Here is a 12,351-nt window from a genome sequence, read left to right as displayed (position 1 = left end):
TCCAAGTACAGCATCTCCAAATTCATTTTCAGCCCATTCATTATTCCTGTTTGCCATTTTTTACCCTCAATGTTTGCAAACTTTAATGTTGTAATACTTTATTTTTATGTCCATTTATATTTGTGGGTAATAGTAAGATATGATATGGCTTACATTTTTACAGTTATTATTCATCAATGATGTCATTATTTTTCTTAAAAATTCTTCTTCTCTTTTTTCTTTACTTTGCTCTAACCTAATAATTTTTTGTACTTCTTTATGAATTTTTGATATCCCTATATATAATACAATCAATGAGAACTGATTAAGTAGATCAAGTGCATTCAAAACCCTTTGTTGATTTTCTTTTGATTCCCTCTTGAAAAAAATTTCTTTTGTATTAATTTGATTAGGGTCCAGGTAAGCCATGAATACTAAAATAACATATGCTTGCTGTCCAACATTTTTTTCTTCTTTTATTTTATCAATGTTAACCTTCAAAGCTTTAAAAGATTTTTTATTAACAACTTGTGTCTCCAAAAAATCAGTTTTTGATTGCTGAGCTACTCTATATTCCTCCAGATATTCTCTAATACTAAGACCTTTTTGTTTAATGCATGATGTTGCTGCTTTCAAATCTAATGGAAAACAATTAAACTCTTCTATTAACTCTGATATAGATTTACCTTGTGATTCATCTTCCCCTAAGGCTTTTCGAGTAAATTCCTCGGCTTCTTCTTTTTTTAAATTACCCAACTTTATTTCTTCTATATCTTCTATTTCTTCTTTCCAATTCTTGTTAGGAGAAGTAATTAAAACGTAAGGTTTTTCTCTATTAGAAAAAACAGGAAAGCTTGATGGCAAAAAATTTTCAATCTCCTTATAACTACTAGCATCATCGAAAACAAACAAACTTTTTGTGTCTTGAAGATACTCATATACATCCTCGACAATAGATTTAATGTTTCTCTCTCTCCTTTGCTCACTTTTTCTAGAAATCCCTAACCTTTCAGCCAACCCATGAAATGAATTTGAAAGCTTGTTATATGACGAGGCATCTATCCACATAATCCTTGCCCAAGTACCCTTACGCCTTTCACTAAACCCATAGCCTCTAGCAAGTTCGCTTTTCCCTATTCCAGACTTCCCACTAATTAAGACTACTCGTGACATTTTTACTTCTTGACTACTACTGTGTAACCTTAGGTTCAAATTTTTTACCACCTCTTTTCTTTCAATGAAATTTTCTGGTGTCTTGCCAAAACTATAGGAAAATTGACGCCTATCTTCATCTTGTTTTCTAAGATGTTCTTTTACATCTTCTATATCTTTCCTTTTCACAGGATCTTGTCCATTAATCTCCTTTAATATAAAACGAGCTAATTCTTCTTTTTTTTCATCATTTAAAATATACACATATCCTTCTATGGGTGCTTTAATGGATACATACTTTTGTTTTACCTCTTCCCACTTTCTTAACTCCCATTCAAAGGGAAGCCGATAGCCGTATTTTTCAGCACATCTATATTCCTCTAGATTATGTTCCTCAGAATTATATTGATAATAATTAACAGTTTCATCTTCTTCTTTTTTCTTTATTCCTACCCATTCATACAATTCTGAGGTTACTAAACTTTCACCACCTTGCTCATCTTTTATTTCATATCCAGGACGCGTAAAATATCCTTTCTTTTTTGACTTATCTAGAACAACACCTTGTGTTATAAGATCAACAGAAAAGTCTTGTTCCTCAGAAGTTAAAAGGTAATTCATTGTTCTATGTACAGCATCTATTGCTAACTTCTTAACTCTCCTATGATAAAAAGAGGGATTGATATCTACAACCTTTATGAATGGTTCCTCAAACCTGTGAAAAATTTCTAAGCCAGCTTTTACTAAAATCTCTCTCATTTCAGCTTTGTAGCAAGGTATAATTATTGTAAAAATATTTTTCGCTCTTTTCTTATGCTGTTTTCCTATAACACAATAATTGATACTCTCATTAACTTTAACACTAAATAATTTTAGTGGACTTGCTGGAATAGTATTATTCAAAATAGAATTAAAGCTGGCTGAAACTTTACTTATTTTTTGTATATTTGAATCTGGTTCTGCCTCCTCAAAATATTTAGATAATTTTTCCTCGAATTCTTTAACAAAAGTCTTAACAAAAAAAGTTGCTTTTTCCACTACTTCATTATCTGTAAGACTTATAACATTGGCTGTATCATTCGATGCGCTATACCATACACTACCGCTGCTTATAGATGAAGATCTTGTTACTCCAAGACTCTCTTGACTTGGTCCACACTGAAGTTCTCCACTAGATAATCTATCTTCATGATCAAGACCTCCTTTTGCTCCTATTGTTGACTCATCATCTACATAATCAATTCGATCATCTGCTACTCGTTCTCCTTTATTTCCTTTACCTAACATAAAACCCCCTATATTTTAATATTCATACTTGATTATTTTACCGTAAATCTCTTTTCTGAAGATTGGTTTTAATATCTAATTCATTTGATTCTTATACAGCTGTACTAAACTGCTCTACAAATTTACTGTAGAAACCTTACGGTAATCCTAGGTAACTTTAATTGCTGAGTAACAGTGTGCTTTTCTTTTGACTTCTGACTAAATTAGATATATTCTTAAAAAATCGAGAATTGCTTTCTGAGTGATATACATAATACAATGCATCTGACTCACACCTCATGTTTTCATTACGTTAGACTGCATTGTAGCTAAAAAGATCTAGCAAAGCAAGAATTTTTTTGCATACTTTAGCATCTTATTTTAGTTTTTATTTTAAAACTAAAGCAGCTCAGTTTCATGTACTTTTACTTCTTTATCGACTGTTATTTTTCTTCTTCAATGCACCTGTGAGTAATGATAACGTGGCAGTTAAAGCTTGTAAAGCAATTTTTATATAGCAAGATTCAGCTATTTAATAAAAAGATCGTGGCTAGACCAAAAAATATAAGAGCTGAGAGAATATCAGTTGTTGCTGATGTTAAGATTGAAGACGAAACAGCAGGATCGGATCTTAAACGATGAAGCATTATAGGAATAAAAGTGCCGATAAATGTTGCAATGATCGACATTGCAATCATGGAAACTACGAAAATGATCTCTACTTTTAAACTATGGAACCTTATTGCTAATACTACGAGCGAAATTGTAGATAAAATCACTCCATTTATAAGACCTATTAAAAATTCTTTCATCAGTATTCTTTTTGCATTTTGCTCAGTTAGATATTTTGTTGCGATTGCCCGGATAGTTAGTGTTACTGTTTGGGATCCTGCATTTCCGCTCATCGATGCAATGATTGGCATAATTATTGGCAGTACTATAAAACTTTGTATTACGTTATCGAAAAAGCCAACTACTATAGAACATATTGTTGCAGCTAAGAGGTTAAACAGTAACCAAGGTAGTCTTTTAATTATAGTTTTATGTATAGGGGCATTTATATCAGATTTAGAAGATACACCGCTTATTTTAAGCACATCCTCTTCTGCTTCTTGTTGAACAATTTTGATTACATCTTCAATAAGGATTACACCTATAATTTTACCATTCTTATTTACTACTGGAGCTGATAATAGAGAGTAATCTTTAAATATTCTTGCTACTTCTTCTTGGTCCATTCCAGTTTTAATTATTTTTATATCTTGACTCATTATCTCTTTTATTATTGTTTCTCCTGAGTGAGATATTACCTTATTTAAGTTGAAAATGCCTATGGGTTCTAATTTTGAGTTAATGATGAAAATTTGATAAAATGTTTCTGGTATTTTTTTATAGTTGCGCAAGAATTCCATTAGCTGATTTATCGTCCAATAATATGGAGCTATAACCATATTTTTATGTATCAACCTTCCTGCACTTTCTTCTGGGTATGATAACAATTCCTCTACTAATTTTTGAGTTGCATTGGGTAAGTAGTTAAGTATATTTTCTATAGACTTTCTATCTAAATCTTTCACTATAGCTACTATGTCTTCTATATCAAGAAGCATTAGTAACTTTGCTGTATTTTCTATTCCCAATATTTCTATGATCTCTACTTGTAAATCTGGTACTACATGTACTAAGGCATCACTTAACAAATGTTGATCGAGGATATTAACTAATTTCTCCCTGTGATCATTGATCGAAGTAGATAAAAAATAAGCTAACTGAACGCTATCTATCGTTTTTACAATATTACGAACATTCTCTAATTCTTGATTATCGAGAGACTCTATTAAATCATCAATAGCCTTTTTGTCTAAACCATAATGAGAACTTGTTTTAATATTCATTACTTTACCTTATTTTTTTAATAAATATACACACTTGATTTTATTGAACATTCAAGTATAATAAAATTATTTTGAATTAACTATTATATGGTTAAATTTCTATTTTGTTTGCTGTTATTGTTAGTGATAATAAATATATTAAAGTCTAAAGTATAATGAAAACCCATCCAGAAATCCTTGAATACTTTCAAGGCTTAAATAAAAGTATTTCTCTTATCAGGAGGTGTCTTTGACATAGAAAAATTGAAGTTGCGTCTTGAAGAGCTGGATTCTCAAGCGTCGAATGATAATCTGTGGCAAGATAATCAAAAAGCACAAGAGATTTTAAAAGAACGCTCTAAAATTAAGCATGAAATAGAATCGTTTTCAAAGCTAGAAAGCGATTACAACGATTCTATCAGCTTGATGAAATCTGCTATTGATGAGAATGATGAAGAATTTTTTTCTGAAGTTAAAGGTGAGTTAGTAAAGCTAGAGAAATTAATCAAACTTAAAGAGACAGAATCCTTATTTACTGGTGAAGCAGATAACAATAACTGCTTTTTAGAAATCCACTCAGGAGCCGGTGGAACAGAGAGCAATGATTGGACTGAGATGCTCATGCGCATGTATACAAGATGGGCAGAAATTTATCACAATTTTAAAGTTGAAGTTGTAGAAAAATTAGATGGTGATGCAGTTGGTATAAAATCTACAACAATAAAGATCATCGGAGAAAAAGCTTACGGGTGGGCAAAAAGCGAAAGTGGAGTTCATAGATTGGTTAGAATATCACCATTTGATGCAAATGGTAAACGTCATACCAGTTTTGCAAGTGTAGGAGTAACTCCAGTGATTGAAGATTCAATAGATATTGTTGTGGATGAAAAGGATTTAAAGATCGACACTTACCGTGCTTCTGGAGCAGGTGGTCAGCATGTCAATAAGACTGAAAGCGCGGTACGTATTACGCATATTCCAACAGGCGTTGTAGCTCAATGCCAAAATGGTCGTTCTCAACATAAAAATAAAGATGAAGCACTTAAACTACTTAAAGGACGTTTATATCAAATTGAATTGGAAAAAAAAGAACAGAAAATGGCCGAAGAATATGGCAAGAAATGCGATATAGGTTGGGGCAGTCAGATCAGATCGTATGTTATGCATCCATATCAAATGGTAAAGGATTTAAGGACTGGACATGAAGTTGGCAATATAAATTCCGTTTTTGATGGCAATATAGATTGTTTCATAGTTAGTGTATTGGAGTTAAAATGAGATTTATTAAAAAGCTAAGTTTTATGCTCTGCTAATAAGGGGAAAAGAAAACCAAAATCTATTGAGAAAAATGGAACAATTTTGTGAATATATCTATTATCCAAGTAGCTGATGAAAATGGCAACTCGTTTCTTATGGGCACAAAAATGTAATATGAAGAGAAATCTTCGTACATTAAGTTGTAGCCGCGCAACGTCTGCCATTGATGATTATTTCACCTACTGTAACTGCTGCTAAAATAAAGCAGTAATAAACTTGTGTTAACAAAGAAATAGGTGAGACAGAAGCAATGCTACCTGCTAGCAGCAGCTGGGAACCATAAGGCAAAATGCCTTTTGTAACGCAAGCAAAAATGTCTAACAAGTATGCACTACGGTATGACGGAATATTATGCTTTTGCGCGAGCCTTTTTGCAATATCGCCACTTAATAAAATAGCAATGGTATTATTAGCAACTAAAACAGTAAACATAGATGCTATGCCCGCTATTACAAATTCAGCTTTAGTTTTTGTGATATTGCTTTCATCGATAAGTTTGTGTAATGCCTTTTGACCCTGCTTGTACATTATATGACTCAATCCGCCAATAAATAGAGCAAATATCACTATCTCGTTTACTTTTTTGAAACCGTCATATATGTCATGAGAGAGTTGAATGATAGTATAGTCAAAAAAAGCCATCCCTAATACACTAGCAACAATTATATTTATAGTTATTGTTACTAAAGTAGTAACTTCAAATAACCCCATGATTATTAAAGAAATATAAGGAATAATCTTTATTACTGATAAATAATCTAAATTTGATGTAGGAATAATTTTTGTACTATCTGCCATAATTGCCAGATAGACAAGCGTTATAATGCTGGCAACAAATGCTACTTTAGAATTCACTTTAAGTTTATCCTTTATCGTGGCCCCCTGTGAAGAAACAGATGCAATAGTAGTGTCAGATATCATTGAAAGATTATCACCAAATACGGCACCTCCAACTACAGTTGCAGTTCCTATTTCAAGACCAAAAGCCCCATTTTTTGCTAAGTTAACAGCTATTGGTACCATTAATACAACAACTCCCATAGACGTACCAATTGCAGTTGATATAAAAGCGGAAGCCAAAAATACTCCAGGCAGTAGTAATCTTGCTGGAAGGAATTTGAGAATTAAATCAGCAACAGTATCTGCACTACCAATTGATTGAGTCACCACAGAAAATGCTCCAGAAAATAGAAAAGTTAAACACATAGTAAGGGTGTTTTTATCGCCCATACCCTCGATGACAGTATCGATGTGACGTTGAATTTTACCTGCACTGCATGCAACAGCAAAAAATAGCGCCGGTAGTAGGCAAATTACCGGTGAAACTTGGCGAAGCGGATTATCAATTCCAATAAAGAAAAAATAGACACCACTTCCAAGGTATAAGATTAAAAAAATAACCAAAGGAAAAAAAGCTGTCATTTTACTGCCTTAAAAGCTATGATTATAATCAATTAAGTGATTTCAGGCAAGCTTGGTTTTCTGTAAGTTAATAACAGTCCTTTTAGACTCTCAAGTTACGCTATGGAAAATGCGTTGACTATTCTACCATAATATATAGCATCAAAAAATACTCTATAGTATGAGGTAAAGCCATGGTAATGACATATGAACAGTGGAACATAATATTAGGTGTAATTGATCAAGAGGTAAATTTAAGTGAAGACAATGTAATTGAAAGAATAAAAGAGCTATTAAAGGAAGTAAAGATACTAGGGCAAGCAGAAATATTAAGAATGTTAGAAGAGATATCGCATGGATTAGAAGTACCAAGCAAGATTCCAAGAGTACAAGAGACACAAGAGCCATTAAAAAAGAGACTAAAGGTGGTAAATGTACCGCAGACAAAAGAAGAAGCAAAAAAGATACTAAAGGAGTCAAGGGTATCAAATGCTCAACAGATGGTAAAAAGAATGCTAAAAAGGTTAGGTGTACAAGAGACATCAGAAGAATCAAAAGCAGTGGCGCTAGAGGATGTGCTAAATGCACGAAAGATCTCAGAAAAGGTACCAGTGATGCTAGATGTAGGAAAGATATTAGAGACACTAAAGGCACTAAAGAGAGCAAGTAAAAATGTGTATAGAGAGTGGGAGAAAAATAAGTTTGATATAAATCATTGGTTTAAAGTAGATTGTTTGCATGAACGCTTTTCATACACGTTATTGTATTTAGCTATTGATTTTAAGCTGAACAATTTAATAAATGCTATGCTTAAAGTAAAAGGAATCGATATTAATGCACCAAGTCCGTTTTCCGAATGGACTGCTTTACATTGGGCTGTTGAAGATAGGAACACAGAAGTAGCACGCAAGCTAATAGAAAAAGGGGCAAATGTTAATCAGTTGGATTCATCTCAACGAACTACTTTATATCAGCCAGCTGTAAATGGCGATATAGAAATAACAAAAATCTTAGTAAAAAATAATGCAGATGTTAATGCAGAGGATCTAGCGAGATTGACTGCTTTATATAAGGCTGCCGATAATGGCCATGAAGAAGTAGCAAAGTACTTAATGGAGAATGGAGCAGATGTTAAGAAGAATGGAGCGCTTAAACTTACTCCTTTACATATTGCTGTTGCAAATGTTGATGAAGCAATGGTGAATTGTATAATAAAAAATGATAAGAATATTGTTGAAAATATTGAGATAGTAGATGTATTTGGATGGAGTCCTTTATATTGGGCTGCTGCAAAGAATAATACATTAATATTAGAGATCCTATTACAGGCCACATCACGATATAGAGCAAGTGTTGATATAGAGGATAAGTTAATTGGGCGATCTCCCTTACATATTGCTGCTACGAATGATAATGTGGAAGCAGTAGAGCTCTTAATAAACTATGAAGCAAATGTTAACCATAAGGATGCATGGGGATGGACTCCTTTTAATTGTGCTGCCGCAAAAGGCAATAGAAAAGTAATGAATTATCTAATAGCCCATGGAGCAAGTATTGAGACAAATGATCCACAGAAAATATTACTTTCTATTTGTCCATATAATTATCTAGAAGCAGTAACTACTATAACACAACTTGGAATATGGAAGGATGTGATGAAATTGATGGTAGCTGAGTTTTTACGTTGTGCTGCCGGACATGGTGATACACTAATGGTACATGCTCTATTAGAATCTGGAATAAATGCTAATGCACGTGACGATTTAGAATCAACTGCTTTACATAAAGCTGCCAAAGGTGGCCATGCGGAAGTAGTAAGGACCTTAATTTTATATGGAGCAAATGTTAATGCACAGGATAGCTCAGGGCAATCTCCTTTAGCTTATGCTTTCGAACATAGACACTGGATAGTAGTAATGACTTTACTATGTTATGGCGCAAGTACTTTATTGCCTGATCACTGTGGTGAAACTGTAAGAGATTTAGCTGAACATCAAGGCATAAGTAATCTTCTAGTGGAAGCAGAACAAAGAGCACTAGATATACTTACGCGGCTTAACTTAGAATCAAGTATACTCAGAAACAAAAAATTAATGACAGTGCAACACATAGAATCACATATGTTGAGAGAAATAGAATCACATAATCTATCTATCAGCTTTGAACGTATGATAAGAGATCAAGCTAATCAAATTGAACAATTACAGTATAACGCTAAACTTAATGAAAAAGGAGTAGCATTTATAACTGACCACATTAAATGTGTGCAGTTAGAGACTAACACTAAAGCGTGTTCAGCTGAAATGGATGGAGTAAAAGAACAAATATTACATAGTCCTTGCAGGTGGTCATATCGCACTAAAAATGTTAATGTCAGAAGAGTAACATCTTTAGCTAACGGCATTGAGTGTATGAAGTTAGGGCCTAACACTGAAGCGTGTCAAGGCCCTAGTACTAAAGAGCCTAATACTCACCTCTCTATGATCGAGAAACTATCATTGTTACCACTTTACTCAGCTGTAGGAAAATATGAAGCCGTTATAAATAGTTAAATAATCCTCTAAATTCCAGCACGTAGCACTCGATGCAAGTAGCTGAAACTGAGAAGTACATTAGGTATGTTAGATTTTAGTTTACACAATAAAATTTTTATAAGTAAGATGTCAGAAGGTATCAAAACCATATTAGTAGAAGACAATAATGTTAGGCTCGATAGGTACATTAGAAGAATTTTTCCCAATTTGAAACAATCTGCAATTGAGAAGTCTTTAAGGAAAGGATTAATCAAGGTTGATAATTGCACGGCAAAATCCAGCGATAGGGTAAGCTCTGGGCAAACTATAATGATAAGATACTTAGACTATATTGAGAACACTAATTCTGACTGCAAATATAATGAAAAGTTAGTGAATCTACTAAGAGAGAACATATTATATGAAGACGAATATATACTAGCTATAAACAAACCCGCAGGGGTCATTGTTCAAGGCGGCATAAAGGTAAAAATTAGCATTAGTGATTTACTTGACCAAATAAGAGAGAGAGAAATATTTAAAATTGTTCACAGGCTGGATAGGGATACAAGCGGAGTAATAATATTCGCACGCAATGCCAGCGTTGCCAAATACCTTATGGAAGAATTTAAAGGACGGAGGATAAAAAAAACTTACCTAGCATTAACTTTTGGTATACCGAGCAAAGATAATGGAACAATAGACTATCCGTTGGTGAAAAAATATATTTCAGGGCAAGAAAAAGTAGTCGTTGATGAAGATTCACCTCAAAATGCCACTACGCATTTTTTAATTATAGCAAGGTTAAAACATAATGTTGCTTATTTAAAATTACAACCAATTACTGGCAGAACTCATCAATTACGTGCACATTTAGCTCATATAAATTGTCCTATTCTTGGTGACGGTAAATATGGCGGTAAAAAAGCTTTTATTGATGGAGTAGCAAATCAGATTCACCTACATTCATATTCTTTGTCTTTAAAATTGCCAAATAATAAAGAAGTCACTATTACTGCTCCTGTCCCTAAACATATCGAAAAATCTATTGAAGCGCTATCTTTTGACTAAAGCGATTTCACCAATCAATTTTTTTGTCTTTGGCTTTAATTTGAAGTACAGATATTAGGCTAATCAATGCACAAACAGTAAGGTAAATCCCTGCGGCAAGTTTTGTTTCGGTTTTTTCTATAAGCCACATGCATATCGATGGAGAAAGGCCGCCAAAAATACCTGCAGATATGTTATGTGCGAGGCTAAAGCCGGTGCACCTAACTTTTGTTGGAAATAACTCGCAGGCAAGAGAATTATATATTCCAAAAGATGCACCTATCGGCACACTTATCAACAGAAAAGAGAGCGTGACAATATAGTGGTTATCATTTGATAATAGCGAAAGTACCGGCAAACCGGCGCAAGCTAGAGCTACTAATGTAGGAATCATTACATTTTTTCTTCCAACTTTATCAGACAGTATTGCAAATAGCACTGCGGACGTTCCAAATGTAATTTCAACTATAATCCTTACTACATTTTTAATATCAATACCTGACAGAGTAAGCGCTTTTACAGATATGTTATAAAACATTATTACCGAATAAACGATTGCATTTTGAGCGATACCAAGCCCAATTGCTAATATAAATGCTTTTTTGTAGGTTTTGATTAATTCTAAAAATGGAGAATCAGATAAGCTTCTATTTTGATCATGAATTTTATATGCTAAGCTCTCTTCCATTATATATCTTGTTAAAAAGCCTATTATGCCCATAATGAAGCAGAAATAGAAGGGCAACCTCCAGCCCCAAATTTCATAATTTTCACCTGTAAACTTTTTGCAAATAGCTATCATTACAAAGCATGTGATAGAACCGAGAGCACCACTAAACGCTTTCATGCTCCCTAAGAATCCTAGATTTTTTTTATCGCTTGAATGCTCTATTAAAAAAGCAGAGTTAACACTTGTTTCTCCACCTGCTGCCATTCCTTGTACTATCCTACAAAACAGAAGCAGTATAGGAGAAAATATTCCTATTTCTCTAAAGCTAGGTATAACCGCAATTGCAGTAGACGATATCGAAGCTAATATTACGGAAGTCAGTAAAATTTTCCTCCTGCCATACTTATCTCCAATGTAACCAAAAATAAACGCACCAAGTGGTCTAAATCCAAAGCCAATTGCAAAACTGCCAAGGAATTTGATTTTTTTTATGTAGTCGCTTTCTGATGAAAAAAAAACGTCACTTATTATATGCGTCAAAACTCCAAACAGAGTTATTTCATACCATATAATCATATTGCAGATTATACTTGATAGTATTGCTTTTTGAATATCGCTCATAATTTTTAACTCACTATAATTTAACTTACTAATAACAAGTATTTTTGTCTATAGATTGTAGTTTAGAACTTTGTAACTGTTTTAGTATAAAATTGTTTACAATATGCTCACAAGATATTCATTAAATTTTCACTATTATATTCTATATTCAACATTTATTGTAATTATGAGGTTAGTATGAGTGAAAAAGGTATAGACGTATCTCATTGGAATGGAGAGATTGATTGGTTGAAAGTTGCAAAGGATGAGGTAAGGTTTGCATTTGCCAAAGCAACTGAGGGAGAAACTTTTCAAGACACTAAATTTGGACAAAATTTTCAAAGTATGAAAGATAATAATGTGCAAGCTGGGGCATATCACGTATTTAGGATGACCTCAACACCTGAAGGTCAGTTGAATAACATAGTTAACGAACTTAAAAAAGCTAATTTTGAGCCAGGTACAAATAAGTTAGCTGTTAGTGCTACAACTGGTATTTGCGAAGGAAGAACAACAAAATGTGATGATC

General features: G+C 33.2%; 8 protein-coding genes. 4 read left to right on the top strand and 4 right to left on the bottom strand.

Annotated elements, in window-relative coordinates; all coding sequences use genetic code 11:
* Positions 1 to 114: 114 nt before the first annotated feature.
* Both ACJ5GX_RS05695 and mgtE read right to left on the bottom strand, forming a co-directional pair.
* On the bottom strand, positions 115 to 2,418 hold the full coding sequence (locus tag ACJ5GX_RS05695) for an NB-ARC domain-containing protein (RefSeq protein WP_495292792.1): 2,304 nt from the start codon (positions 2,416 to 2,418) through the stop codon (positions 115 to 117).
* Positions 2,419 to 2,921: 503 nt separating this feature from the next.
* Positions 2,922 to 4,292: a magnesium transporter gene (gene mgtE / locus ACJ5GX_RS05690; protein ID WP_007302783.1), complete on the bottom strand. Its 1,371-nt coding sequence runs from the start codon at positions 4,290 to 4,292 to the stop codon at positions 2,922 to 2,924.
* Between the two features lie 155 nt (positions 4,293 to 4,447).
* Here mgtE and prfB point away from each other — a divergent pair.
* Positions 4,448 to 5,549, top strand: a protein-coding gene (gene prfB, locus ACJ5GX_RS05685; RefSeq protein WP_230440360.1) for a peptide chain release factor 2 whose coding sequence is annotated in 2 segments (ribosomal slippage) — positions 4,448 to 4,513 and positions 4,515 to 5,549 — 1,101 coding nt in all. Because the reading frame shifts where the segments join, the coding sequence is not laid out codon by codon here.
* 174 nt (positions 5,550 to 5,723) lie between these two features.
* On the opposite strand, the gene ACJ5GX_RS05680 is transcribed toward prfB, so the two are convergent.
* The gene (locus tag ACJ5GX_RS05680; protein WP_052264662.1) at positions 5,724 to 7,010 is read right to left on the bottom strand and encodes a Na+/H+ antiporter NhaC family protein; all 1,287 of its coding nucleotides are present in this window, start codon (positions 7,008 to 7,010) and stop codon (positions 5,724 to 5,726) included.
* A 173-nt stretch (positions 7,011 to 7,183) separates the two neighbouring features.
* On the opposite strand from ACJ5GX_RS05680, the gene ACJ5GX_RS05675 reads away from it, so the two are divergent.
* Positions 7,184 to 9,541 carry an ankyrin repeat domain-containing protein gene (locus ACJ5GX_RS05675; RefSeq protein WP_052264661.1) on the top strand — a complete coding sequence of 786 codons (2,358 nt, stop codon included), beginning with the start codon at positions 7,184 to 7,186 and terminating at the stop codon, positions 9,539 to 9,541.
* Between the two features lie 108 nt (positions 9,542 to 9,649).
* Positions 9,650 to 10,573 carry an RluA family pseudouridine synthase gene (locus ACJ5GX_RS05670; RefSeq protein WP_007302901.1) on the top strand — a complete coding sequence of 308 codons (924 nt, stop codon included), beginning with the start codon at positions 9,650 to 9,652 and terminating at the stop codon, positions 10,571 to 10,573.
* Positions 10,574 to 10,580: 7 nt separating this feature from the next.
* Here the strand turns inward: ACJ5GX_RS05670 and ACJ5GX_RS05665 are convergent, their stop codons facing one another.
* Positions 10,581 to 11,843, bottom strand: a complete 1,263-nt coding sequence (locus tag ACJ5GX_RS05665; RefSeq protein ID WP_007302900.1) for an MFS transporter — start codon at positions 11,841 to 11,843, stop codon at positions 10,581 to 10,583.
* A 177-nt stretch (positions 11,844 to 12,020) separates the two neighbouring features.
* On the opposite strand from ACJ5GX_RS05665, the gene ACJ5GX_RS05660 reads away from it, so the two are divergent.
* Positions 12,021 to 12,351, top strand: a 331-nt coding sequence (locus tag ACJ5GX_RS05660) for a glycoside hydrolase family 25 protein (RefSeq protein WP_495292791.1), incomplete at its 3' end; no start/stop codon positions are given.

Source organism: Wolbachia endosymbiont of Tuta absoluta, assembly GCF_059414725.1.
This window is presented reverse-complemented; position numbering and strand designations above follow the sequence as displayed.